The sequence below is a fragment of the Bacteroidia bacterium genome (assembly GCA_023228875.1).
In the GTDB taxonomy this organism is placed as follows: Bacteria; Bacteroidota; Bacteroidia; order NS11-12g; family UBA955; genus JALOAG01.
Genome location: JALOAG010000001.1, coordinates 226,697 through 252,440 on the forward strand (window position 1 = coordinate 226,697; position 25,744 = coordinate 252,440).

At 36.0% G+C, this 25,744-nt stretch carries 22 protein-coding genes and 1 tRNA gene; 9 read left to right on the plus strand and 14 right to left on the minus strand.

Annotated elements, in window-relative coordinates:
- Position 1 precedes the first annotated feature (1 nt).
- From M0R38_01035 to M0R38_01060, 6 genes are all read right to left on the minus strand, one after another.
- Positions 2-718: an ABC transporter ATP-binding protein gene (locus M0R38_01035; GenBank protein MCK9480329.1), complete on the minus strand. Its 717-nt coding sequence runs from the start codon at positions 716-718 to the stop codon at positions 2-4.
- A gap of 7 nt (positions 719-725) precedes the next feature.
- Positions 726-1,967 carry a nitrous oxide reductase family maturation protein NosD gene (gene nosD / locus M0R38_01040; GenBank protein ID MCK9480330.1) on the minus strand — a complete coding sequence of 414 codons (1,242 nt, stop codon included), beginning with the start codon at positions 1,965-1,967 and terminating at the stop codon, positions 726-728.
- Positions 1,940-2,377 (minus strand): nitrous oxide reductase accessory protein NosL, encoded by a 438-nt coding sequence (locus M0R38_01045; GenBank protein MCK9480331.1) that lies wholly within the window; start codon positions 2,375-2,377, stop codon positions 1,940-1,942. Before M0R38_01045 ends, nosD begins: the two co-directional genes overlap by 28 nt.
- Before the next feature lie 13 nt (positions 2,378-2,390).
- Positions 2,391-2,975, minus strand: a complete 585-nt coding sequence (locus M0R38_01050; protein MCK9480332.1) for a hypothetical protein — start codon at positions 2,973-2,975, stop codon at positions 2,391-2,393.
- Between the two features lie 81 nt (positions 2,976-3,056).
- On the minus strand, positions 3,057-5,042 hold the full coding sequence (nosZ, locus tag M0R38_01055; protein ID MCK9480333.1) for a Sec-dependent nitrous-oxide reductase: 1,986 nt from the start codon (positions 5,040-5,042) through the stop codon (positions 3,057-3,059).
- A gap of 50 nt (positions 5,043-5,092) precedes the next feature.
- Positions 5,093-5,569 carry a cytochrome c gene (locus tag M0R38_01060; protein ID MCK9480334.1) on the minus strand — a complete coding sequence of 159 codons (477 nt, stop codon included), beginning with the start codon at positions 5,567-5,569 and terminating at the stop codon, positions 5,093-5,095.
- Positions 5,570-5,697: 128 nt separating this feature from the next.
- Here M0R38_01060 and M0R38_01065 point away from each other — a divergent pair, with 128 nt between their 5' ends.
- The 7 genes from M0R38_01065 (at position 5,698) to M0R38_01095 (ending at position 12,701) form a co-directional block, all read left to right on the plus strand.
- Complete coding sequence (locus M0R38_01065; GenBank protein MCK9480335.1) at positions 5,698-6,933, plus strand: hypothetical protein; 1,236 nt, start codon at positions 5,698-5,700, stop codon at positions 6,931-6,933.
- Between the two features lie 225 nt (positions 6,934-7,158).
- Positions 7,159-8,307, plus strand: a complete 1,149-nt coding sequence (locus M0R38_01070; protein ID MCK9480336.1) for a hypothetical protein — start codon at positions 7,159-7,161, stop codon at positions 8,305-8,307.
- Between the two features lie 71 nt (positions 8,308-8,378).
- Positions 8,379-9,356, plus strand: coding sequence for a GDP-mannose 4,6-dehydratase (locus tag M0R38_01075; protein ID MCK9480337.1), 978 nt, complete (start codon positions 8,379-8,381; stop codon positions 9,354-9,356).
- Complete coding sequence (locus M0R38_01080; protein ID MCK9480338.1) at positions 9,353-10,075, plus strand: glycosyltransferase; 723 nt, start codon at positions 9,353-9,355, stop codon at positions 10,073-10,075. Before M0R38_01075 ends, M0R38_01080 begins: the two co-directional genes overlap by 4 nt.
- Before the next feature lie 52 nt (positions 10,076-10,127).
- A complete protein-coding gene (locus tag M0R38_01085; protein ID MCK9480339.1) occupies positions 10,128-10,619 on the plus strand; it encodes a DUF255 domain-containing protein in 492 nt (163 codons plus the stop codon).
- A gap of 98 nt (positions 10,620-10,717) precedes the next feature.
- Complete coding sequence (locus M0R38_01090; GenBank protein ID MCK9480340.1) at positions 10,718-11,737, plus strand: DUF4340 domain-containing protein; 1,020 nt, start codon at positions 10,718-10,720, stop codon at positions 11,735-11,737.
- Between the two features lie 25 nt (positions 11,738-11,762).
- Complete coding sequence (locus tag M0R38_01095) at positions 11,763-12,701, plus strand: DMT family transporter (protein MCK9480341.1); 939 nt, start codon at positions 11,763-11,765, stop codon at positions 12,699-12,701.
- A gap of 5 nt (positions 12,702-12,706) precedes the next feature.
- On the opposite strand, the gene M0R38_01100 is transcribed toward M0R38_01095, so the two are convergent.
- The 4 genes from M0R38_01100 to M0R38_01115 form a co-directional block, all read right to left on the minus strand.
- On the minus strand, positions 12,707-13,423 hold the full coding sequence (locus tag M0R38_01100) for a LytTR family DNA-binding domain-containing protein (GenBank protein ID MCK9480342.1): 717 nt from the start codon (positions 13,421-13,423) through the stop codon (positions 12,707-12,709).
- Positions 13,420-14,316, minus strand: a complete 897-nt coding sequence (locus M0R38_01105; protein MCK9480343.1) for a histidine kinase — start codon at positions 14,314-14,316, stop codon at positions 13,420-13,422. Before M0R38_01105 ends, M0R38_01100 begins: the two co-directional genes overlap by 4 nt.
- A gap of 82 nt (positions 14,317-14,398) precedes the next feature.
- Positions 14,399-15,130 (minus strand): hypothetical protein, encoded by a 732-nt coding sequence (locus M0R38_01110; protein MCK9480344.1) that lies wholly within the window; start codon positions 15,128-15,130, stop codon positions 14,399-14,401.
- A 99-nt stretch (positions 15,131-15,229) separates the two neighbouring features.
- Positions 15,230-16,138 (minus strand): PfkB family carbohydrate kinase, encoded by a 909-nt coding sequence (locus tag M0R38_01115; protein MCK9480345.1) that lies wholly within the window; start codon positions 16,136-16,138, stop codon positions 15,230-15,232.
- 117 nt (positions 16,139-16,255) lie between these two features.
- Here M0R38_01115 and M0R38_01120 point away from each other — a divergent pair.
- Positions 16,256-16,329, plus strand: a tRNA-Asn gene (locus M0R38_01120).
- A gap of 146 nt (positions 16,330-16,475) precedes the next feature.
- Here the strand turns inward: M0R38_01120 and M0R38_01125 are convergent.
- Positions 16,476-18,155, minus strand: coding sequence for a DUF6029 family protein (locus M0R38_01125; GenBank protein ID MCK9480346.1), 1,680 nt, complete (start codon positions 18,153-18,155; stop codon positions 16,476-16,478).
- Between the two features lie 63 nt (positions 18,156-18,218).
- On the opposite strand from M0R38_01125, the gene pyrF reads away from it, so the two are divergent.
- Complete coding sequence (gene pyrF, locus M0R38_01130; GenBank protein ID MCK9480347.1) at positions 18,219-19,034, plus strand: orotidine-5'-phosphate decarboxylase; 816 nt, start codon at positions 18,219-18,221, stop codon at positions 19,032-19,034.
- A gap of 3 nt (positions 19,035-19,037) precedes the next feature.
- Here the strand turns inward: pyrF and M0R38_01135 are convergent, their stop codons facing one another.
- The 3 genes from M0R38_01135 to M0R38_01145 all read right to left on the minus strand — a co-directional run bounded on the left by M0R38_01135 (position 19,038) and on the right by M0R38_01145 (position 25,642).
- Positions 19,038-21,101 carry a glycosyltransferase family 39 protein gene (locus M0R38_01135; protein MCK9480348.1) on the minus strand — a complete coding sequence of 688 codons (2,064 nt, stop codon included), beginning with the start codon at positions 21,099-21,101 and terminating at the stop codon, positions 19,038-19,040.
- 93 nt (positions 21,102-21,194) lie between these two features.
- Positions 21,195-23,168: a ComEC family competence protein gene (locus M0R38_01140; GenBank protein ID MCK9480349.1), complete on the minus strand. Its 1,974-nt coding sequence runs from the start codon at positions 23,166-23,168 to the stop codon at positions 21,195-21,197.
- Positions 23,169-23,236: 68 nt separating this feature from the next.
- A complete protein-coding gene (locus M0R38_01145; GenBank protein MCK9480350.1) occupies positions 23,237-25,642 on the minus strand; it encodes a thiamine pyrophosphate-dependent enzyme in 2,406 nt (801 codons plus the stop codon).
- Positions 25,643-25,744: the final 102 nt, after the last annotated feature.

Here is a 25,744-nt window from a genome sequence, read left to right on the forward strand (position 1 = left end):
CTCAGTTTTTGTTTTTTATACTCATAATGTGTGCAATTGCCTCAGTCAATTTATACTTGCCGGTTTCTTCTTTCACCATTTCAATTGGTTTGTTAAAAATGATGTTCCCTTCTTCCATATAGACAATCTGGTTAATAATCTCATCAAGTTCGCTCAAAATATGTGAGGTAACTATGATTAGCTTGCCATTTTGTTTTTCTTTTTGAATCTTATCTTTCAAAATGATAGAAGCAACAGGGTCAAGTCCGGCAGTCGGTTCATCTAACACTAATACTTGTGGATTAAACAAAAAAGCAAGATATGCGCTCACTTTCTGTCTTGTACCTCCTGACAAAGCCCCCATTCTCTTTTGTAAGATACTGCCTAACTTGAAAGCTTCATATAATTCTTTATCTAAACTTATATTTGTCTTATCTCTCAAGTCTTCAATCATTTCAAGCACTTGCCCCACTTTCATATTCTCGGGATAACGTGCGATTTGGGGCATATAACCGATTTGTGTTCTATAATCCCACTGTCCTTTAATCGATTTTCCGTTAAACATGATATCCCCTGAATTAGGAATAACCATCCCAAGTAAACATTTTATCAATGTGGTCTTACCGCAAGCGTTAGGTCCAATGAGTGCAACAATATTGCCCTTTTCAAATTGAAGATTCACTCCTTTTAGAACCTTAAATTTATCAAATTGCTTGCGTATGTCTTTAAACTCAATCATGCTCATATTATTTAATTTTCTTTATGGATGGGCTGTTATCCTTCAAATTTTCAGGAACTAAGCTTGGAAGTACACTTTCTGCTTTGTCCATCATGCTGACAAAAAAACTCCTAAAAAGCATTAATGCTCCAGGGTTTCTTTCTATAATAATTGAATAAAAAGTAATGGGTCTGTATGGAACATCTCCCACACCGTCTCTATTCAAATCATATCCTTCGTATTTATCCCAATAATTTCCATCAAGAGACTTGACAATCAGCTTGCCATTGGTAGCCAAATCAAATGTGTTAGAAATAAAATTATTGCTATTGATGACAAACTCACTGCAGCTTGCATTGATTTTCAAAGCCCAACCGTTTTTTGAAAATCTATTTTGTTTCATTTCTATTCTGTTTGCTCCATCAGCAAATATTGCAATGGTATTTGTATTAAAGTCATTATCTACAATTTTGCTGTCATTAATCTCTTTAAGTAGCAAGCCATACGCGGCTCCACCCCAGTTGTCGGCAAAGATATTGTTGTACATCTCAACTCTCTTGCTATACATCACTGCTACTCCGGCTCCATTTCCTTTAAAAGTATTTTGTCTAAATACGTTGTCATGTGAGAACATGAAGTGCATGCCATAACGACTATTTCTTTCACTAAGATTGTGTTGGATAAATGAATTAGTAACAAATTCAAAATAAATTCCATCCCTATGTCCTTGAATGGTATTATTCTTAATGGTTAGATGATTGCATTTCCAACAGTGGATGCCATTGGCAGAAGGTTTGCCTTTGACTTTGCCTGATACTAAAGAGTTATTTAAAAATGATAGATAAGCAGAATTCATGGCGAGGATAGCAAAGAAATTGTTCTCAAAACGACAATTTTCAACCAAGATATTTTTTGATGAATTGATTTTTAGAGCAGCCACATCATTAAATCCTGAGCTACCCGAATTTGTAAACAAGACTCCTTTGATTACAACATTGTCATGTTCTACGAAAAGGTTTTCATATTGATTCTCACCATCAATTTCGGGAAAATTTTCACCAATGATTACCAATCCCTTTTTTAACAGAAGAGCACCTTCCTGATAAAGTCCCGATTTTATCAGAACTGTATCGCCATCATTTGCGATTTCGAATATATGTGTAAGTACTTTTTTGTTGTTATCAGGATTTGCAATGTGTGTAACTGCAACAGCATTATCAGCAACAAGGCAACCGAAGATTGTTAGTGCGATGAGATAAAATCTTCCCATTTGAGTTTATTGCCTTTATACTTTGAGAAATATACATCCAGACTGTCTTGTATTGCAAACGCAGCAGTATTAGAGCCCATTGGGCTTTGCAGTTGTTCATTATGTAATAAGAATGACTGTTCTAATTGTGTGAGTGTTTCGGGTACAGAAAAATCGATAACCCACAAAGAATGAATATTATCCAAGGGAACAACCTGCTCGTCCATAAACCCTTTGAGACAATGCAAGTCGTCAAATTTGTATATTCTTCCTTTTTTTGTAACTAACTCAGCTCCATAACGGGTATCACTAATGGTCATCTTGCAGTGGTCGCAATCATCCGTTCCGAATACAATAGGCTTGGGGCTAATACTGCATGCACCCATACTAATCATGAAAGCAAACAACCCAATTACTTGAACAAAACGCATATTTGTTATTATTCTATTTTTTTCTAATTTCAATAAATCCACAAAACACAATCAGCACTCCCACTCCTGCCATAATCCAACCCCCAATATCGGGAATGGAATATGCTCCAAAATTAAGTAATTGTTTAAAACCTAACAATGGTGGCTGGTATGTCATGCCGGGTACTTGGATAGGTGCAGTCGGGTCAAGATTGTGTCCATAATTATAAAGCCACATATAAAAGTCCACCATAGCAGCAATAGCAAAAGCAATAAAGGAGCCACCCCATATATAGAAGAACCATTTTCTATTAATAATTGCTGTCAATACTCCAAAAAATCCAAGAATTGCAAAGATGTATGGAAGAAACTGAAACTCTATAAAGTCGTTCTCGCTAAGATGTCTCATTCCAATATAATGGTTTAATCCATTGATGATATCTACTTGCCCTGCAAGTTTGTCAGCATGAATTTTGAGTTCTAACCCTTCCGGATACTGAGGAGCATCTAATTCGATTTTCCAGATAGGAACAAAAATTACTGCAAATAGTGCTAATCCGCCTAAGAATGAAAGTATTTTGGTAACACGGGATAAAGAATTTTTTTTTGAAGTTGTCATAAAGTTAAAATAAAAGTAGTTAGTTAAGATGGGTCGCCTCAGAGAGGCAACCCATACATAGATAAAACATAAAAAGAAAAATTATTCTGCTTTTGGCGCAGTATCGCCAGTGCCGTATCTCAAAGGAGTATTACTTCCTGCAGGAGACACACGAACATAGCCTTGCATTTCTTGGTGTAATGCACTACAGAAGTCAGTGCAATAGAAAGGAACGATTCCGGTCTTTTTCGGCATCCATTTCATGGTTTTTGTTTCACCCGGAAGTATTAACAACTCAGCAGCTGTTGAACCTAAGATTGTAAATCCGTGTGGCAAATCCCAGTCTTGTTCCAAATTAGTAACATGGAAATAAACCTCATCTCCAACTTTGATTCCTTCGATATTGTCAGGAGTAATGTGTGAACGAATTAATGTCATGTAAATATCAACTCTGTTACCATTTCTCACAATCTTAGTTTCGCCTTCGCCTTTAGCAACAAAAGGATGATTATTTTTTGTAATATCAAAAATTCTCACTTGGTTATCCTTGATTTTGCTAGCAGGAATCATTACTGCATAGTGTGGTTCGCCAATAGTAGGGAAGTCAAGTAATAACTGCATTTTGTCTCCGGTAATATCAAATAGTTGAGCACTTTGACATAACTCGGGACCTGTTGGTAAGTAACGGTCTTTAGTGATTTTGTTCCATGCAACCAAATATTTGCCATAAGGGGTTTTTGAATCACCTCCGGCTACGGTAAGGTGGCCAGTAGAGTAAAAAGTAGGTTGTCTATCAATTACTTCAAGAGTTTTAACGTTCCATTTAACCACTTCTGAAGATACGAAGAATGAAGTATAAGCATTGCCATGGGCATCAAACTCGGTATGTAAAGGTCCTAATCCCGGTTTTTTAACTTCTCCGTGAAGCACTGCGTCATATTTCAATACTGGCACACCATCAAATGTGCCTTCATAGTTCTTTTCTTCAATTGCTTTCATCATTTTTTGGAAAGAGAAAACAGGAATTAATGAAGCTAATTTACCACTTCCAACGATATATTCACCGGTTGGGTCAACATCTGCTCCGTGTGGAGATTTTGGGCAAGGAATGTAATAGCAAATTCCGTCTAAGTCTTTAATATCCAATACTAACACCTCATCTTTGATTGTTGATTGAACAGTAAATGAATGTTCGTCCATAATATTATGAGCATAGTTTGCTTTTACTTTTCTTGCTTTACCTGCTTTTACATATTCTTCAGCTTTTTTCCAGTTAACAGCCAAAATAAAGTCTTTATCTCTTTGAGATGAGTTCACTTCTAACAGTGTATATGCTTTTTCAGTATTATAAGTTGAGAAGAAGAACCAACCACTGCTTGGACCCTTACCGGTGTGGCTTAAATCATAATTTACAGGAGGTGTTTTTAATTGAAAAGCAACATCCATTCTGCCGCTTTCAGGATTTACACTGATAAAACTGATTGCACCACTAAATTTGTCTGCATAAGAACTAATCGGAATATCCTTTTCATCTTCATCAAAAGGTACACTAAATCTGGTTCCTGCAACTACATATTCTGAGTTGTCAGTAATGAATGGTGAAGAGTGATTACCTGCAGAATTAGGAATTTCAATAATTTCGGTAGTATGAAAGGTTTTCAAATCAATTCTTGCAACACGCGGAGTGTTGTTTTCATTTGCAAATAACCATCTGCCATCATATTCTCCGTTAGTTTGAGAAAAAGACAAGTGATGTTCGTCTCCCCATGGAATATATCCGTGAGAGGTCATCAACATGTTTCTTGATTCCTCGCTGTATCCATATCCGGATTCAGGGTCGGCTGAGAATACAGGTAGTACTTTGAATAACCTGCCGGATGGAATTCCATATACAGAAACTTGTCCGCTAAATCCACCGGAAACAAAGGCATAGAATTCATCATGTTGACCAGGTGCAACATACACTTTCTGTGCAGCATCTCCACTTACAGCCGTTGCTGCAGTTTTGGGTTTGCAACTTTGTAAGCCAACTAACGTTGAGAGGATGGCAACTGCCACAAATCTCGATTTGAATTTCTTGTGAAACATAATTATTGAATATTAAATTTATATAAGTTTTCTATTTGTTATAGAGTGTTTTATTTCACTCCATCATTCTTACGCATGAACTCAACCAATGCATAAGCTTCTTCGTCTGCTACATTTTGGTTGGGCATTCTTACCAAACAAATTTCCAACTGTGCTTGCAATTCAGGGTCTTTGTCTAACATTGCATCCGGGTTTGTGATAAAGTTTAGCAACCAAGCAGGAGTTCTTCTTTGGGTTACACCATGCCATCCGGGACCAACTAATCTCTCGTCTGTTAGTTTATGGCAACTTTGACATTTCATGTCGTAAATTGCTTTACCTTTCTCTGCTTTCGCTAAATCAAGTGCGCCCAGCTCAACGTCTTTGAACTTGCCCTCGCCTCTATGTGGGTCGTACTCGCTCACATCTTTAGTAGTAGTTGTTTGTTCAGTAGTTGTTCCTGCATTTTCTGCTTCATTATTTGAAGTTTGAGGACCTCCGCATGCATATATTAATGCTGCAAATCCGATTAAAATTATTTTTTTCATGTCTTTAATATATTTTATCTGGGGCAAAGTTAAGTCCATAATACTCAATAGAAAATGACATTAGTCATAATTTAGAAATAAATATTTTGCTTGCTTTGTAAGCTGAAAATTCAACAGAATCAACAATCGTGAAAATTTACAAATTACCAACCGCTTGGGGCACAATCTGTCTATTTAATCTTTTTATCGGTTCTATTTTGGGTGTTATCATGCGGTATAAAATCAATTTTCCGCTTCCGGAAATTACACAAGCAAATATGCTGCATGCTCATTCTCATTTTGTTTTTCATGGATGGGCTTCATTAACTTTAATGACAGCCTTCATCAGTCTGATTTTGCCTGAAAAAATTAAGAGAACTTTTCGCTATTTTACGATTTTCTGGCTCTATCTCTTTTTCTCTTGGGGTATGCTCATTAGTTATTCATTGCAAGGCTATTCTCATATCTCAATTGCTTTTACAACAGCAGTCCAAGCTGTTTTCTATTGGTTTGCAATTCAATTTATTTGGGATTTAAGAAAGATTGAAGCGCATAAGGTTGTGAAATACTTTGCTATTGTTTCTATCATCTCTTATATTGTCGCATCGGTGGGTGAATATTTTTCTGCAAGTTTTTCCATTTTTGGACCCTCTACTCCATTAATTACAAGGGGTGCAATGTATTTTCAACTTCATTTTATCTATAATGGTTGGTTCTCATTTGCAATTATTACGCTCTTCTTTCAATGGCTCACTACCAACAAAATTAAATATAGACACGAAAACCTTTTAAAAGTATTCATATTATTGACAGTGGGTTTGATTCCGGGTTATGCCCTCTCTCTAATCGGTTATGTAAATGATGCATGGGTGTATGTTTGTTCATATTTTGCTATTATTACGCAGGTTCTCGCTTTGATTTACTTGCTTAAAATAATCTGGAGGGCACGTAAATACATTGCTAAATCTCTTACCCCCTTTTCAAAATTACTTTGGGGAATTGCGTTGTTATCTTTGATTGCAAAAACAGGAATGCAAATAGGTTCGTTGAACCCAAGCTTGGCAATTGTAGCTTTTAGTTTGCGCCCATTAGTTATAGGTTATCTGCATTTGATTTTTATTTGTTTTGTCAGCTTTTTCTTGTTTGGATATATGATTGAGAAAGAGAAATTGAGTTTTAAGACTTCTTCACCTGCAAGGAATGGGATTATTGCATTCTTCGTTTTTTCGATTATCAGCGAATTATTACTGTTTGTGCAGGCTGCCGGAAATTATTTCTACTTCCCCGTACCCCATGTTTCTATGATTATTTATTTTATCACATTACTGATGTCTGCCTCCCTGCTGCTCTTTGTTGTTGGGCAGCTTAAAAGGTACTTGAAGTAGAACGTTACTTGCTGCTGAATTCTTTACCCTGTTACTTACTTTTTCATTTTATTTAAAATCATTCAAAATAAGCGTTTATTTTGCGCTCTGATTTTAGTCGGATATTAGCTTTAAGCAAGCTCTCCAATTCTTTTGATGGGTTAAATAATGAAAATAACTATTCCGAAAAACTGGGCAATCATTTGTCTTATAAACTTTGTTGTTGCTTCATTGTTAGGACTAACAATGCGGTACATTCTCAACTTCCCGATTCCATTTCTAAACTTTGAATTTCTATTACACTCTCATTCTCATTTTGTTTTTTATGCATGGGCGACAATGGCGCTTTCAACCGCTATGGTAGTATATCTTTTGCCGGAAGAGAAAAGAAAAAAAACTTCCTACGGTTTGATCTTTTGGATTTTGTATTTCAGTTCCTATGGCATGCTTATTACTTTTATTTTACAAGGATATAAAGTGCCTTCTATTGTTTTTTCCTCCATTGCGACCTTTGTTTTCTACTGGTTTGCAGTCATTTTTATTAAAGATATTCGCAAATCCTCAAACCATAAATTGGTTAAATATTTCTCCTACATTGCGGTTGTTTCATTTGTCATTTCTTCATTAGGACCGTATTTCCTAGCATATTTTTCAGCAACCGGAAGAACAGACTCGTTGTATATTAATGGTGCACTATACTTCTATCTGCATTTTCAATATGACGGCTGGTTTCCATTTGCTGCCTTTGCCCTTTTTATACATTGGTTGAATAGTCATAAAATTGAGTTTGACACTGCGTTGCTATTCCAGTTCTTTGTACTCCTTGCCTTTAGCATATTTCCGGGGTATGCTTTGTCAATTATAGGATTGACGGATGCTTACCCTATCGTTTTCAGTGCTCAAATTTCTGTCTTAGCACAGCTAATAGCTGGCGTGCTTTTGATAATCTTTTATTTCAAAACTTATAAAACCATAGCTGCTCACTTGAGTTCCTTTACAAAACTATTGTGGTGGATTGCTTTGCTTTCTTTTACCGGCAAAACTGTGATGCAAGCATTTTCAATTGAGCCTGAGATTACAGTATTTGCATTTAACTACAGACCGGTTGTAATTGGTTTCTTGCATTTAATCTTTCTCTGTGTAATCAGTTTCTTTATTCTAGGATTATTTATAGAAAAAGGACTTTATCAATTTGCTGAAAACACAATGGCAAAAATCGGGGCATGCACTTTCGTAATTGCTACAATTTTAACAGAACTCTTGTTGTTTACCGAGTCATTCGGAGTTTTCTTTGCTATTGCAATGCCCGGTTTTAACCTTGCATTGTTTTATGTTACGTTAATATTAGCAGTAGCTCTAATTCTATTTTTGGCAGGTCAAAAAAAGCTTAAATAAACCATTTGCAAACCCCATAATTGCAGTGAATTAACTGCTAAAAAAATCCTATTTTGTTTATGTTTGCACTGATGAAAATTGCGATTACGGGTGTGGCAGGATTTGTAGGTTCTAACCTTGCCAAAAGATTACTTTCAGAAGGACATGAGGTGATAGGCATTGACAATTATTCTTTTGGAAACAGCAGAAATATTGAGCCAATTTCAACAAACAATCATTTTACTTTCTATCAAAGAGATGCACGTGATTATAGATCATTTGCCGATATCAAAGCAGATGTATGGGTGCATTTAGCATCTCAAAAAATCCCAAGATATAGCAGCTCTTTTTATACTCTGAATGACAACCATCAGATGACCGACAATCTGATTCAAAAATGCTTGGAAGACAAGGTAAAGTTAGTGTTCGCTTCAACAAGCGATGTCTATGGCAAAAACACAGACTTGCCCTTTAACGAAGAATCAAATTTAGTGATGGGTCCAACCAATGTAAAAAGGTGGGCATATTCTGTGTCCAAAATGTACAGCGAGCACAAGATTATTGCCAACCATGACGAACTTGGCTTGCAATATACAATTATGCGCTTTTTCGGCTCTTATGGTCCTAATCAGAATACAACCTGGTGGGGAGGACCTCAAGCCGTTTTTATCCAAAATATTCTCGAAGGGAAAAGTATTGAAATTCATGGGAATGGCTTGCAAACGCGCACCTTTACATATATTGAAGACACTGTTCAAGGAATTGAGAAGTGTATCTTTCACTCTGAATCTTTAAATGATGTTTTTAATATTGCAAATGAACCTGATGAGGAAATAACAATCAAAGAATTAGGGTTGTTAATTTGGGAACTGATGAAAGGCGATCGCAACAACCCTGATATGAAACTCATTCCTTATGAGACGTTCGGCAAATATGAAGATGTGATGCGCAGAGTGCCGGATATTAATAAGATTAAGAATAAACTTGGCTTTGTTCCACAATGGAAAATGGCAGATGGCTTACGCAAAACCATTGAATGGCAAACTCTATTATTTAAACAACAAGCATGATTTTTATTCTGATTCCTATTTATAACGAAACAGAAAACCTGTCGGAACTTGCCAAAACACTTGGTGTAGCTTTGACAAACAAAGACAAGACTTTTGTGTTTGTTGATGATGGTTCTTCGGATGGCTCACCCGAAAAAGTACTAGAATTATTTCAGGGGAACAATTTACACCTGCTTCAAAACCCCGGTAATCAAGGTCCGGGATATTCTTTTAATGCGGGATTTAATTTTATTTTGGATGAATTACGGGCAAAACCTGAGGATATTGTGATTACATTGGAAGGTGATAACACATCAGACATCTCTATTCTGCCTATCATGATGGATTTACATCATCATGGCTTTAGCTTAGTTTTAGCCTCTCCATACGCACAAGGTGGAGGATTTGATGAAACAACTTTTGTGCGAAAATTGACCTCTTTTACAGCAAATTTATTGCTCAGGCTCTGGTTTGATGTCAAAGTCTTGACTCTCAGCTCTTTTTACAGGATTTATTCTGTTCAATTATTGCATGATATTAGAAATAAATATGGCGTTTTGATTAAGGAAAAAGGATTTATAAGTAAAGTTGAAATCTTGGTTAAAGCCATCCGACTTAAAGCATCCATCATAGAAGTGCCTATGATTCTACATTCAAAGAAACGCAAAGGCAAATCAAAAATGAAGGTGTTAAAGACCATGTTGAGTTATTTGAGATTTTTCCTCAAACCCGGCTTTTAATAAAAAATGGCACACTATTTTCTAAAGGTTTATCGTTAAATTTGCATTCCTTATGACAAAAAAAGTTTCAATCATTATTAGTTTATTGCTCGTTACCGCGTTTCTATTTGTTAGTTCATTCAGAGTTGCTAATCAAAATGCCTCTGAAGGAGAAAAAATTGAATGGTTAGATTTCCAAGTTGGATATGACAAAGCAGTCAAAGAAAAGAAAATGATTTTGATTGATTCCTATACAGATTGGTGTGGATGGTGTAAACGTATGGATAAAAACACCTATTCCGACAAAAAAATTATTGAAAAGGTCAATGCCAACTTTGTTGCCATAAAATTAAATCCTGAGTTAGATGCTCGTTATATGGTAGGCGAAAAAGTGATGAGCGGTTATGAACTCTTGCTTTGGTTAGGCAAAGGCAGAAATTATGGTTATCCAACTACTTTCTTTTGGGTTGCGCCTCACAAAGACGAAAATGTAGAAATGGCAGTAGGCTATAAGGCATCCAAAGAGTTTGAAGAAATGTTGGATTACTATATCAGCAAGAAATAACAAATATCCGCTGATATTAAAGAATGTATCCGTTAGTCAAATATTAATCTCAAAGTAGATTAACCTTTGCTACATTCGCACACTCTTTATTTTACGGCATGATTTCTCGAAAGACATTAATATCACTTTTAATCCTTGCGCTGGTCATAGGTACATATTTCTTTTTTAAACGCAATACCAATACTACTCTAGCAATTGATGAGACAAATTTTGCCATAGAGAAAACTCAAAATATTGACAAGATTTTTCTCCGTTCAAGATTTCAAAACACAAGCGCAACCTTAACAAAAAACGATAAAGGGGTTTGGATGATTAATGACAAATATGAAGCGGATGGCGCCAAAGTCGATGTGCTATTGAATGCAGTTAAAAACATGAAGGTTAAGACTCCGGTGAGCAAAGATTATTGGGATATGGTAATAAAAAACCTTTCTTCTAAGGGAGTCAAAGTGGAGATTTATTCCCAAAACAACAAACTAAAGACCTATTATGTCGGAGGTCCTACACCGGATCAAATGGGTACTTTTATGTGGATGGAAGATGCTTCTCAACCTTATGTTGTTTACATCGAAGGTTTTCAAGGGTTTCTTTCGCCAAGATTCTTTGTCAATGAAAGAGACTGGCGCAGTAAAATCATTTTTGCTTATGAACCTCAAGATATTGAATGGGTTAAGGTTGATTGGACAGATGATGTTGCTCAATCTTTCACAATCACAAATGAAAATAATACCCCCTCAATTCAATCTCAAGCATTTGGGAAAGGCAAAATCAACGAAAATAAATTACGCTCTTATCTCAATTACTTTGATCGTTTGGCGTATGAAGGTTTCCCAATTGATATGCGCGAACACGATATTGACTCTGTCTATAACAAAACACGAGCATTTTTTGTGTTGACACTGAAACCTAAAGGTAAGCCGGAACAAACCATACAAATCCATTATAAGGGCTTAAAAAAGAACAGTAAAATGCAATTGGATAGAGAAGGTGTTCAAATGCCTTATGACATAGACAGTTACTATGCATTCTTTAATAGCAATTCCAAGGAACTCCTTATGGTTCAAGACTATGTTTTTGGCAAAGTAATGAAAAAAGCCTCCGACTTCTTACTAGAATAGGAAGATAAAACCTGTCTGAGTGCACATGTCCAAAATCAAAGTTCATCTTATTTTATTCTTGGTAATGCTGTTCTATGCAGTTACATTTAGCATAGCCAAAGATGTAATGCCTCGCTTTATTAATGGAGAAGTGTTTACATTTTATAGGATTGGTGGAGCACTGCTACTTTTTTGGTTAATATCACCTTGGGAAACTAAATTATTACCCTCAAATAAACTTCGCCACGTTGAGCCAAAAGACTTCATTCCCCTTTTTATTGCCAGCGTATTTGGTGTTGCTTATAATATGTACATGTTTTTCAAAGGACTTGAATATACTGTTCCTATAAACGGTGCAGTCCTGATGCTCAACACCCCTGTTTTTGTTTTGATATTTGCATTGATTTTAGGCGAAGAAAAACTCTCCATCAAAAAAGTGATTGGAATTTCCATGGCTGCAAGTGGCGCAATTATGTTAATGTATGGCAAACAATTCAGTTTTACGGGCTCAACGCTCAAGGGAGATATGTTGGTTACAGTGAACGCAATTTTTTATGCATTCTATCTAGTATATGTCAGGAAATTATTAGCAAAGTACACCGTAGTAACGGTTTCCAAATGGACTTTTCTTTTTGGGTTTTTTCTTGTATTGCCATTGATCGGTAAGGATGTGTTGCGAGTTAACCATTTTTCATTTCCGACTTATATCATGTGGGAAATAGGATTTGTTGTCTTTTGTACAACCTTTCTTGCTTATTTGTTCAATACATGGGCAATTGAGAAAGCGGGTTCTGTGTTGGTAGGAACATATATTTACTTACAACCCATATTAGCAGGATTTATTGCAATATTATGGGGTACAGACAATTTTACTTGGATGAAAGTTATCGCAGGGCTGATAGTTCTTACGGGAGTATTCCTTACTTCTGACAAGCAACAAGAATTATTGCGAAAGCAAATAACACAGCGAAGGGCAAAGATGTAATGTTCTTATCTGATTCTACGAGTAGCAATGAATTCCGTGAATGATTCTTTGTATGAGTCTGAGATTGGAATCTTTGCTCCCTTAATCCAAACATGGGCTTTATCGGAATGTTTAATTTTATCAACCGGAATAATATATGACCTATGTACTCTGATAAACTTATCTTTTGGCAGGGTGTCATACATTGACTTCATGGTCATTAATGTAAGAATCGGGCTTGGATTATTGTCTGTATAAATTTTGATATAGTCCTTAAATCCTTGCAAATAGCTTATGTCAGAAATCTTGATTTGTACATTGTTGTACCCTGATTTGATAAACAGCATTTGTTCAGATTTAGGACTTTTCTTTAATTCAATTAAATCAAACCATTCTTTTGCTTTCAAAACTGCATTCAAAAAATCATTATAATTAAAAGGCTTTAAGAGATAATCAAGGGCGTTTGATTTATAACTGTCCAATGCATATTTATCAAATGCGGTTGTGAAAACAATCCGAGTATCTGCTTTTACATTTTTTGAAAAATCCAATCCATATATATCAGGCATTTGAATGTCTAAGAAAAGTAAATCAATATTGTCAGAGTCTAATACCTTAAGCGCATCCAAAGGATTCCCATAAGTCCCTACTAATTCCAGAAAAGGAGTTTTTTTAATATAACTTTCAATTAATTGTAGCGCCAATGGCTCATCATCAATAGCAATGCATTTGATTATTTTCATAGTTCAATTTTTAAAGTACTTGTATAATATTTGTCTGTTCTATTTTGGATAAATGAATGTGTTTTAGGATACATCAATCTCAATCTTGACATCAAGTTTTCGATGCCGACACCCGAACCGCTTCGATCACTATCTCCTTTTGGAAAATATGTATTCTGAACAATAAAGAGTAAGGTGTTATTCTCAATCCTCATATCTATCAATATTTCACTGGGTGCATTAGAAGAAATACCATGTTTAAATGCATTTTCAACCAGAGGTATCATTAAAAATGGCTCCACTTTGACACCATATGCATTTGATGGAAATTCAGCAGTTATCTTGACATTGTCGTTTGTTCTCAGTTTCATTAGTTTAATGAAGTTTTTCAAAAAATTAATTTCAGTTTCTAAGTCAATATAATCTGTTGAGGTTTGATAAAGCAAATAACGCATAAGTTTACCTAAAACATATACCATTTCTTTCGCTTTTTCGGGTGATATGTCGATAAGTGAGTATATATTGTTGAGTGAGTTAAAGAAAAAATGAGGCTGAATTTGGTAGCGGAGTAGGGTTAGCTCTGTTTTGTAGTATTGATTTTCTTTTTCTTGTTTTTCTATCTCAGAAATGATAAAATATTGCGTTACTCGTATGGCTAAACTAAAGCCAAGAGAAATCAATAAAAGAAAGGCGAACTCACTGGTTATAATAGAGTCTGTGCTATATCCAATAAGCGCAAATCCACAAAACAATATGACATTTGAAAAAATAAAAGCCCCAAACTTTTTCTTGACCAGCAGAAATCGAATGAGAAATACATAGTTAATGAGAAAATATACATAACAAATTAGGGTGTCAATGAGGTCAAAATCTCCAATCTGGGTAGTGATTAAAATCAAAAGCAGTACCCACATTATTGCGTAGAGTACTGCTTTAGTTCGTTTCTTTTTAATCTTCGAAGGAATGGGAGTCATACGAAACAAAAGTATGACTTTTTTAATCTTGGGTTGGTTCTTCTTCTGTTTTATTTATTTGGTTTCTGCGCTCACGAACCTTCGCAATCTTTTCTTTTCTCATTTTTTTGTATTGCTCATATTTCTCCGGACTTGCCATTACTTTTTCAATTCGTGTTTCAAAATTTTTCATAGTAGCCTTAAATCCGGCTTTATCAGCCTCATTTTTATTAGGATTTTGTTTGAATTGAGCACGTGCAATATTTCTTTCTGAAAAGATATTTCTTAACGAGTCTTGTTGAACAGAAGTTAAACTGATAGTTTCAGAGATTTTCTTTACTTGCTTTGTTGCTAGTTCAGAAGCATTCTCCGGTGATACAAAAGCACCTTTTTTGCCTTTTTTATCTCCTCTTTTATTTCTTCTTTCGGCTTTCTTTTCTGAAATTATTTTCTGGTACTTTTCATACTTTTTGTCATCATTCAAAATTGATTTAACCCTTTCATCCCTCTGTCTTTTTGCTTCAATCATGACTTTGTGATCTTCCTGTGTGACAGAGTCTTTCTCTTGAATAGCATGAACCATTGTAAAGAAATCCATAAATACAACCCTTAGTTCCTCCTTTTGCGACTCTGTTACCTCGATTGAGTCTGCAATTAGATTGACAGTCCTGGATGCTCTTGCCTCAGGATTCATTGTTTTTTTTGAGGGCTTTTGTTGGGCATTGCTTAAAGTTGTAAAAGCAAGTGCCATAAGTACAAGCATTATTTTTTTCATGGCTATAAAAATTAATTACAAAATAATCATTTCCAATTATTGTGCCATGAGTTATAAGCGACAATGCAGAGTAGCACTCAATATAATAAGCGAACAGAGTTAAAACTCTACCATCACTCTAAACTGTTGGAATCGAGCATCTATCATTTCTTGATTTAATTCAAGCAAGTTCTCGGTTCCAAATTTTTCAACACAAAAACTTGCCATTGCACTACCATACACCAACGCCTTTTTTAAAGTTTCAAAATCTGTTTTTCCTTGTCCGGCAATGTATCCAATAAAGCCTCCTGCAAATGTATCACCTGCACCGGTGGGGTCAAATACTTGGTCTAACAGCAAGGCAGGAACATAAAAACTTTTATCTTCATGAAAGAGAATTGCTCCGTGTTCACCCTTTTTAATGATGAGATATCTGAGCCCAAGTTGCATAATTTTTTGGGCTGCTTTTTTTAATTGATATTCACCGCTAAGCTGTCGTGCTTCTTCATCATTGATAGAGAGTACATCCACTTTGGAAATAATTTTCAGAAGAGAATCCATTGCAATATCCATCCAAAAATTCATTGTGTCTAGTACCACAAGTTTTGGTCTGTGAGTTAGTCTTTCCAATACTTTGAGTTGAATATCGGGACTTAAATTGCCCAACATCAAATACTCACAATCTTGATAAGAATCAGGAATGATTGGGTCAAAATCACCCAATACATTTAACTCTGTTATTAAAGTGTCTCTGGAATTCAAATCATAATTATACTTACCTGACCAAAAGAATGATTTTTCTTCTTTTTTTATTTGCAATCCAGTTATATCAACTCCCTTAGATTGAATACTATTTATGTACTCTTGAGGAAAATCTCCTCCCACTACTGCAACAAGGTTAACAGGTTTAACAAAATATGAAGCGGACAGTGAAATGTAAGAAGCCGCGCCACCGATTATTTTATCGGTTTTGCCAAACGGAGTTTCAATAGCATCAAAGGCTACAGAACCAATAACAAGTAAACTCATAAGGACATTTTAATTGTCGGCAAATATGCCACAAAAATTCGCATCATAATTTTCAAATTTTGATTTGTTGATTTGATTAATAAAATTTAATATTGCAGCCCCGTTCACGGAAAATATTCCTCAGTAGCTCAGCTGGTTAGAGCACATGACTGTTAATCATGGGGTCGCTGGTTCAAGCCCAGCCTGGGGAGCATTGATAGAAAAGCCTTTGCAGAAATGTGAAGGCTTTTTTGTTTCTAATTCGGACAAAAGTCGGACAACAATATTGGTAAAGTTGGAACAAAAACTATTGTTCAGGGTGAGAATATCACCAAAAAATAAAAGGTAAGATTTGATTCTAAAATGAAGTTACAAGGGTAAATCTGACACCACTAAATGCAGGTTCTACGCGGCATATTCCTCCTGTACAATTTACTCCTTCTACTTGTTTGATATATGCTAAAGTGAACTGCGTTGCTCCCATAGTATAGGCAGCAAAGGCTGTGTAGTAGTGTATTATTTCATTGGATACTGATGACCCGGGCTGTCTATGTGGTTTCACATTCACCATGTCGCCCGCTGCAAAAGACCACTTGGAGGAAAGATTCCATTCTAATATTGCATTCACAAAACTTCCTAAGTCTTGTTTGGTGTCAAGGTATTGACATTCTAAACGCAATGATTTGGTGCGAGTGTACTTCCATGTAAGTTCACCAAATGGTGTCAAAGCATGTACATTTGGATATCCGGGTTTAACTTCATAACGATTTTGGTTGTAAAAAATGCTTTGAATTCCTCCCTTAAACATCCATTGCCTTCCACTGGCAGATACTTTAAACTTGTGTTGTAATTCTATGTAAATTTCTTCAAACAGCTTTTCAGGTTTTCCATTAAGCCCATTCGCTGCCAAACTCTCCACATGTGAAACGTTTAGCAAGATAGAAGTACCTCTCTTGGGAGTAAAAATAAAATCTGCTTGGTATGCCTGTTCTCCGAGTTGTTGTGTTACAGCATTGTATCGCGCCAAGAGTCTGTATGCATTCTGTCTTGTAATAGAAGGCAGATATGAAATTTGACCATTTAACAATGTTTCAAAAGGTGAGGTGCGCATACTAAAATTTTCTATCTTTTTATATTGTGCATTGACACCAAACGACATCTGTTTTTTCTTTCCGAATCTCCCTTTTGAATAAGATGCAGAAGTAAAAATAATATTTCCGGGTGCTGAAAATAACTTGCTTCCGTCCTCGTTTGCAATCGGCTCTTGTGTTTTATAATTGTACTCTCCATACAATGACAAACCTTTCCAGCTAAATGTGCCATAACCATTAAACCCGAAAACATTATAAAATGCATTAAAACGCTGACTGTCCGGATATGATAATATTTCGGATTTTACCCTTTCAAAAGTGTTGTTGTCCAACACTCTATTAATTACAGAAGCACCCAAATCAAGTGTCATTGATTCTTTGAGCGGAATTCTGTATTCCATATTATAGCCACTGATAATTTGAGGTGCAACACCAAATCTGTCACTTGTGAAAATATTACCTTTTTGTTGCCCCGAAAACCCAGTCAATCTTAGATTTTTAATGGGATTTGCTCTCACTCTTACACCTTGAATAGCATAATCAATCCCAATATTTCTGTCTTCATAAGCTCTAAAAAGCATACCACTAGCAAATTGTTCGTAAAAATATCCCGCAGTAATGTTAAGCCAATTGATGTCTTTAGATACTTGCCAAAATCCAAGTCCTTGTTTGCTGTATGTAGATTGAGGATTAAATAATGGGGAATTGTGAAAGCCGTCAAAACGAGCAGAAAAATTAAACCCTTTGTACTCATAATTCAGATACAACCAAGCATCAATGCTCGAAAGTTGGTTTTTATAAACTTCCGTATTGGCACCTATTTTATCGTCTTTCTGATAGAAATTAACATTGGTCTGAAAATTTCCTGAAAAATTCCCGCTTTCTTGCGCCAATGTGAATAGGGGTGCGGATAAAATTATACTAAGTATAAATATTCTTCCTCTCATTTTGATTTCTTTTGCAATGCCTTTTCTAAACAGAGGCAAAAGTAATTTAAAAACTAACGAAAATTGACCAGACAAGAACTCTTCAACGAAATTTGCACAAAGAAGTCATTCCTGTGTACAGGCATAGACCCTGAAATCGACAAGCTCCCTCTTCACTTACCCAGAACAACAGACTCAATTTTAGAGTTCAATCAAGAAATCATTAAATACACGCAGCAATATTCTGTTGCATACAAACTAAACACCGCTTTTTTTGAGCAGTATGGCAAACAAGGATGGGAGGTTTTAGAAGAAACAAGGAAAGTTATTCCAAAACGTATTTTTACCATTGCCGATGCTAAAAGAGGCGATATTGGCAACACTTCCGCTATGTATGCAAAAGCTTTTTTTGAAACACTTAACTTTGATGCTATTACTGTGTCACCTTATATGGGAGAAGACAGTCTTAGACCTTTTTTAGAGTTTAAAAACAAATGGGTAATTGTTCTTGCGCTTACCTCTAATTCTGGAGCAAAAGATTTTCAATATTTTGCAAATAATGGTTTGCGATTATTTGAGAAAGTTCTTGATACTGTGAGCAAATGGGGTAATGAAGACAACCTTATGTTTGTTACCGGGGCAACCAAAACGGAGGAATTTGAACAAATCAGAAAAATTGTGCCTGAGAACTTTCTTTTAGTACCGGGCATAGGTGCTCAAGGTGGTAGCCTAAGTCAAGTGGCTCAAAAGGGTATTAATCAACAGTTGGGCTTGCTTGTAAACTCTTCAAGGGGAATTATATATGCCGGAAACGAGGAAGATTATGCAGAAAAGGCAGAAAGAGCTGCAAAATTTTTGCAAAACCAAATGGAGCCTTGGGTGGATGCTGTCTGTGATTGACGGTTATCTCATTCTCACATTGTAGATTACAAATCCGGGTCTGATATCTTGTGGTGCAGCTTGCGGATTATAGTAGAACTTCGCTGTATTTGTGCCATTTTTAAGATTTTGTGCAGGAATTTCTACCATTGTATATTCTTTGCCCCAGCCTCTGCTATTTTCCGGTTTAGGAATAGGAAACATTTGCCCGCCATTTATCTGTACAACCGCTTCACCTGAAACATCAATCCCTTCTTCATCAAAAATAAAACTGACTTTATCTTGACCCATAAGGTTTATGTTAAAACTTAAATCATCCGATTCGGTCCTACCCAAGATTTTTCCCAACTCAACCAGTATCGGAGTTTCTTCTGTTTTAGGTTTGGAATTATCCCAGCTAAATACTTGTACACTCCCATCCATACTTGCACCAAAATGATAATCAAGATGTTCAATAGCATATTGTCTAGCACGTGGATCGGTCATTACATTGTAAAAATAGTAATCAGCCAACAGCCATCCGCGCGGATTGTTTTTAATGGTGGCAATAAATTCGTCTGTTGTATATCCGCTCACCTTTTTGCCATCCGGTTGATTTTGAACATACTTCTTTTGTATGCCATCATATATCATTTGCCTAAACCATCCTAATTTTGCTGTATCAATCCCCATATAAAGTCTTATAGAATTGGGAACTGTAGATAACACAACATCACCGGGTGCCATATTCTGTTTAACGTATGCAATTGGGTCTTTCCAATTTGTGTAATACCATTCAGATATTTGCCTATCTACAATTTGACCGTGATTTGTGTTGTTTAAAAACGCTTTGATATTTTTGGGATTTAATAGAAATATGCCTAAAGCCAGCACTGCCATAAATGCAAAAGAAGTTTGAGGAAAATTAGGTTTCTTTAGTAAGCTAATAAATACTTTGTCAATGATCCACCATATACCGTAAGCAGCCGCAATAAAATAAAAAGGTATTATGAAATACAAATATCGGCTCACCGCAGGCTCTCTGAAAACAAAGGAGAATAAAATGAATAGGAATACAAAATGTGCTGTTAGGTATAGCGCAGAACGTTTGTTCTTAATGAACGCAACTACAAAACCGATGCTAGCCAATATATAGAGATAATTTCCATCTGTCTTTAACACATTCATATATAAGTCGTAAGACAAATAAGGGTCTGACTTCCATAATGACAAAATTCTAGTTAAATCAGGAACAACCCCATTGACGATATTGGGTGGCAGTAGCACTCCAAGAAACTTCTTTGCCATAGCATTGCCAGCTCCGGTAAATAAAAAGCCAAAGGACAAGAAAAGTGGAACAAAAACTAAATACTTGTTCAATATTTTTTTATCTCCCGTAAAGAGATTTCCTATCCACACAACGGCCCCATAAAATGACCATCCAAAAACAATAAATACAGTAAGTTGATGATTGAGCAGAGAGCATACGAATGATATAAGTAATAATAACAAGGTTTTTATGTCCAATTGAATACCTGATACAATCTTGAAATCATTTTTTATAGAAATATTTCCTTCAAAAATCTTCAATAAAAGCCAATGCATCCAAAGATAAAAAGGCAAGAAAGTAGCATAGTTTCTCACAGTTCTGCCCCAATAAATGGCATATAGGGAAACTGCAAACAAGAAAATTGCAGTGAAAGCAATCCTACTGTCAAACAGTTTCTTAGCTACAAAATACATTGGTATCAATGAAGAAGCAGCAAACAATGCCATTGCAACACGGGCACTTGTTTCATTCACCCCAAAAATGCCCATTGCTACAACTTCAACTAATGTGGTGAAAATGCCATTGAAACCGTCAATATTATGCAATCCTTTTCCTCTCAAAAAATCAGCAGCAGGCAAAACATGTAAATATTCATCAAACCAAAATGAGACCCTGCCTGCACCCCATACCCTGAGTATGAGAGCCAAGAGAGTGAATGTGCCTAAAAACCACCAAGTACGAGTTTCTACGCTTGCCCAAAAAGATATTGTTTTTTTTGGCGGAACTGGAGTGAATTTCTTGTCCTGAACTTTATGTTTAATGGGGTGTTGTTTTGCCATATTGCATCATTACAGTGTGGTTTCAAATATGAGGAAATTTAATGAAACACTAACAGCACAATTAATGAGATGCAATTGTTGATTTGAATAATGTTATTCAAACCTTAGCCAATGGGTTACTTCCTTTATTTCAAGTTCCCGTTGTGCCAAATAGCGCAATCTCTTCAAATTCCAGTGCTCAAAAATAAGAGCTGTATATTTCTCAGAAGAGAATTGATGGTGAAACAGCCAATCTTTTTTGTGTATCAAAATATGTTTTTGCAAATACAATGCATTGTCTGTAAGTCTGAAATTGCTTGCGCTAACACTGTCATTCCATGTATGAAAATAGATTTTTCGTAATCCGTTTTCTGCAATATATGGGCGAAGGTAAAAACGCTGACTATACTCATCATTTAAGAATTCTGCATCCGCAATAAAATGCACTTCACGCCCTTTTACAACACTCATTACCCTATGTTTGTTGATAGAATGTAATACAGCAAAATCTTGATGATTTATTTTATAAATCCTAAAGACAGCGGTGGACATAAAGAGCAACAACACACACATTGTTACATACAAATATGACTTCCGTGCTGAATACAACCACATTGTTAATCCTAAAATAAATAAGTAAATCAGAACTAATTGAAGTGGGGTGATATACAAATGCTCAAAACTCGAATAAGGCAACGCTTGCATTGTTCTTACAGTCCACAATATAAATTCTATGCTCAAAGAAGTAACCCAAACAATCACACTGCCAAGTATAGGTATCCAGAAGAAAGACACGCTAGTAATCAACGCCAGCATGACGATAAAAATAACCGGAATTACCACTAAGTTAGAAAGCAGGAAATACAATGGAAATTGATAGAAATAGAAAATACCTAAGGGAAAAGTTGCAATTTGGGCAGCAAGCGAAACTGCAATCAATTCCCATATATATTTTGTAACTTTAGTCTTGGGTAAATACCAATGTCTGATTTTGGGTTGAAAATATACGATTCCTAATACCGCAGTATATGAAAGTTGAAAACTTACACTTACTATCAACAAAGGATTTACCAATAATATAAGAAATGCAGATGCAAAAATGCTGTTGTAAATATTTGGCTTTCGCTTAAAAATCACACTAAGTTGCACTACTGAAAACATAATCGCAGCACGTTGCACTGAAGGCGACATACCGGTTACAAATGCGTAAGCCCAGATTCCTACAATAACCAACATGCTTTTCAATATTGATTCATATCGGAAATTGCTAAAAACCTTTCCCAAATTGCTAAGAATCAAAAAAATAATTCCCACATGCAAACCTGACACTGCCAATACATGTAAAGTGCCCGTTTTAGAAAAAGAATCTACTATTTCTGTATTCAAATTGTTTCTATATCCAACCAAAAGAGCTTCTGCAAATCCTTTGTGCTCCGTCTTTGGAAAGAGTTCTCCAATAGTCGCTATAATCGACTGACGCACTCCGGATGCAACTCGTGTTACCGAGTTTTGAAATGAACCCGTAGTTTTCCAATCTGTTTCATTCAAAAAGACTTGGTAGTAAATATTCTGATAACTCAAGAATCTCTTGTAGTCAAACTCACCAGGGTTTCGTGGCGTTGGTACTTCTTGGATATTCTCAGCATGAATAATTATTTCATCGCCTATTCTAAGATTTTGTTCTACAGGCTTTCTAAAATAAGCAAGTACACTACCGGCACTTTTAACAATTTGTCCGACAGAGTCAATAGTGCCTTTGACTTTCAGCTTGACCCTTACAAAATTTTCTCTATCATAAGGTTCTTCATTTACTTGAGTCAATAAAAACGCTGAATTATCATTTTTTGTAAAATGATTTGGTGAGTTGAGTTCATTATAATTCAATTGCCTAAAACTTCCCAATGCAAATAATAGTGTAAACAATGCGATGCCATACAAGACATCGAGACTATATTTCTGAGGCTTTTTTCGAGTGAAAAAATAAACCGGTACTAATATGAATGCCGGAATAAAGAGAAGTAACCCTTGATTCGCATCATCTACGAGATAAAGAGCTGTGAAGACACCAAATATATAGGGAATAATCATCCTTATATAATGTATGTTGTGCCAATTGAACATAGCTCATGGCGATTAAAGGTTTAAAAGGATTATGATTACACTCCAAAAGCCGGATATTTTTCCGGATTATAGTTGTGCATCATTGTATAAATGGTGTTGAATACATCTTCTGCATTGCACTTAGAGAAATAATCTCCGTCAGAGCCATAGGCAGGTCTGTGTTCTTTCGCTGTGATAGTAACGGGTTCAGCATCAAGGTACTGAAAGGCTTGTTGAACTTCCAACACTTGTTGCATCATAAATGAAGTAGTTCCACCGGGTACATCTTCGTCCATAAACACAACTTTGTTGGTTTTCTTTACAGATGCTGCAATGCTGTGATGAATATCAAAAGGAAGCAGGGTTTGTACATCAATCAACTCAACAGATATTCCAAATTCTGCCAATTGTTTTATGCCTTCTTGAGCAATTCTCAAACTAGAGCCATAACATACAATAGTTACGTCAGTTCCTTCATGTAAAATCTCTGGAACTCCAAATGGCACTGTAAATTCACCAATATTATCCGGTAGTTTTTCTTTTAGTCTGTATCCATTCAAACATTCAACAACTAAAGCAGGCTCGTCAGATTTAAAGAGTAAGTTATACATTCCGGCAGCCTGCACCATATTTCTTGGCACACACACATGCATTCCCCTTACGAGATGTATAATACCTGCCATATAGGAGCCTGAATGCCAAATTCCTTCTAATCTGTGTCCACGTGTACGAACAATAACAGGTGCTTTTTGTCTGCCTACGGTTCTATATTGTACTGTTGCAATATCATCACTCATAATTTCCAGAGCATAAAGCAAATAATCTAAATATTGAATCTCTGCAATGGGTCTTAAACCTCGCATTGCTGCCCCAAGCCCTTGACCTACTATACTCAATTCGCGAATTCCTACATCTGATACTCTTAATTCGCCATATTTATCTTGCAACCCTGCAAAACCTTGGTTGACATCTCCAATTTTACCAACGTCTTCACCAAATGCAATAAACTCAGGATACTTTTCAAGATTTTTGTCAAAACAAGCATTGACGATTTCGCGTCCGTCTAACAAAGGAGAGTTATCACTGTATTCTGCAGGAATTATTTCTTGATTAAAAACATTGCTGTCAGACTGACTATACAAGTTTGAGCTATATCTCTCTTTGTTTTGTGCAATAATTTTATGATAGAAATCAAGTAAAGATTGCCTTGCATTTGTTTGCACTTTTTGTAGATGTGTACCTCGAAGTGCTTGATGAACAGCAGTCAATGTTTCCTTACGAATTGCGTTTTTATCAGCTTTTAATTCATTGGCTAAATCTGCAGCTGGCGCATAATCAGAAGCCAAGTTTTGCAATAGCTCAATTGCTGTGTTTTTATCTTGATTCATGGAATCCATGAATTCTTTCCATGCTTCATCCTTCTGGTTTTTAACAAACTCCAATGCGTCATCTTCCACCTTGAGCACTTCTTCTTCCGTTGCAATTCCATTTGAAATCATCCATTTGCGCATTTGAAGATTACAATCATATTCAGCTTCCCAAGCTAATCTTTCTTTGGACTTGTATCTTTCATGAGAACCTGATGTAGAGTGCCCTTGAGGTTGGGTTAATTCTGTTACATGCACAACGACCGGAGTATGTTCAGAACGGCAAACTGCAGCTGCTTCTTCATAAACTTTGCAAAGCGCGGCATAATCCCAACCTTTGACAGTAAAAAGCCTGATGCCCTTTTTGTCGCCATCAGTAACAAACCCGCTCAAAAGTGCAGACAAATCTTCCTTGGTTGTTTGGTATTTTGCAGGTACAGAAATTCCATATTGGTCGTCCCAAATGGACATCAACATTGGTACTTGCATAACTCCGGCAGCATTCATTACCTCCCAGAACCCTCCTTCAGAAGTACTCGCATTGCCGATTGTGCCAAACGCAATCTCATTGCCATTAATAGAGAAATCTGTTCTGTCTTTCAACTTTGGATTTTGTCTGTATATTTTAGATGCATACGCTAACCCAAGCAAACGCGGCATTTGCCCTCCGGTTGGTGAAATGTCGGCAGATACATTATATTTATCAGTTTGAGACAGCCATTGCCCATTTTCATCCAGAAACTGAGATGCAAAGTGCCCGTTCATAGACCTTCCGCCAGAATTTGGATCTGCCTCAATATCAGGGTGTGCATACAATTGAGCAAAAAACTGTTTTACAGTATTTATGCCTTTGGCAAACATAAAAGTCTGATCTCTGTAGTAGCCGGAACGGAAATCACCTTTGTTAAAAACCTTAGCCATTGCAATTTGAGGCACTTCTTTGCCATCTCCAAAAATTCCGAATTTGGCTTTTCCTGTAAGCACTTCTTTGCGGCCTATCAAACTTGCATGACGGCTCTTAACTGCCCATTTGTAATCTTCCAACACTTCTTTTTTGAACTCTTCAAAAGATAGAGTTGAATCTGTAGCTTGCATCTTAGTCATAACTGATGTTTTATACCTTAACCTTATTTAAGGTCGTGCAAAAATAAACAAATATTGCTAAGGATTCGAACTTGGATTCTCGAGGCTAAACGC

Coding starts and splice junctions, on each gene's coding strand:
- M0R38_01125 (MCK9480346.1), bottom strand. CDS start 18,155: ATGAGAGGAAGAATATTTATACTTAGTATAATTTTATCCGCACCCCTA.
- M0R38_01110 (MCK9480344.1), bottom strand. CDS start 15,130: ATGAAAAAAATAATGCTTGTACTTATGGCACTTGCTTTTACAACTTTA.
- M0R38_01140 (MCK9480349.1), bottom strand. CDS start 23,168: ATGATTATTCCCTATATATTTGGTGTCTTCACAGCTCTTTATCTCGTA.
- M0R38_01075 (MCK9480337.1), top strand. CDS start 8,379: ATGAAAATTGCGATTACGGGTGTGGCAGGATTTGTAGGTTCTAACCTT.
- M0R38_01080 (MCK9480338.1), top strand. CDS start 9,353: ATGATTTTTATTCTGATTCCTATTTATAACGAAACAGAAAACCTGTCG.
- M0R38_01050 (MCK9480332.1), bottom strand. CDS start 2,975: ATGACAACTTCAAAAAAAAATTCTTTATCCCGTGTTACCAAAATACTT.
- M0R38_01115 (MCK9480345.1), bottom strand. CDS start 16,138: ATGAGTTTACTTGTTATTGGTTCTGTAGCCTTTGATGCTATTGAAACT.
- M0R38_01100 (MCK9480342.1), bottom strand. CDS start 13,423: ATGAAAATAATCAAATGCATTGCTATTGATGATGAGCCATTGGCGCTA.
- M0R38_01035 (MCK9480329.1), bottom strand. CDS start 718: ATGATTGAGTTTAAAGACATACGCAAGCAATTTGATAAATTTAAGGTT.
- nosD (MCK9480330.1), bottom strand. CDS start 1,967: ATGGGAAGATTTTATCTCATCGCACTAACAATCTTCGGTTGCCTTGTT.
- M0R38_01085 (MCK9480339.1), top strand. CDS start 10,128: ATGACAAAAAAAGTTTCAATCATTATTAGTTTATTGCTCGTTACCGCG.
- M0R38_01060 (MCK9480334.1), bottom strand. CDS start 5,569: ATGAAAAAAATAATTTTAATCGGATTTGCAGCATTAATATATGCATGC.
- M0R38_01095 (MCK9480341.1), top strand. CDS start 11,763: ATGTCCAAAATCAAAGTTCATCTTATTTTATTCTTGGTAATGCTGTTC.
- M0R38_01045 (MCK9480331.1), bottom strand. CDS start 2,377: ATGCGTTTTGTTCAAGTAATTGGGTTGTTTGCTTTCATGATTAGTATG.
- M0R38_01105 (MCK9480343.1), bottom strand. CDS start 14,316: ATGTGGGTACTGCTTTTGATTTTAATCACTACCCAGATTGGAGATTTT.
- M0R38_01090 (MCK9480340.1), top strand. CDS start 10,718: ATGATTTCTCGAAAGACATTAATATCACTTTTAATCCTTGCGCTGGTC.
- M0R38_01135 (MCK9480348.1), bottom strand. CDS start 21,101: ATGGCAAAACAACACCCCATTAAACATAAAGTTCAGGACAAGAAATTC.
- M0R38_01070 (MCK9480336.1), top strand. CDS start 7,159: ATGCGGTACATTCTCAACTTCCCGATTCCATTTCTAAACTTTGAATTT.
- M0R38_01145 (MCK9480350.1), bottom strand. CDS start 25,642: ATGCAAGCTACAGATTCAACTCTATCTTTTGAAGAGTTCAAAAAAGAA.
- nosZ (MCK9480333.1), bottom strand. CDS start 5,042: ATGTTTCACAAGAAATTCAAATCGAGATTTGTGGCAGTTGCCATCCTC.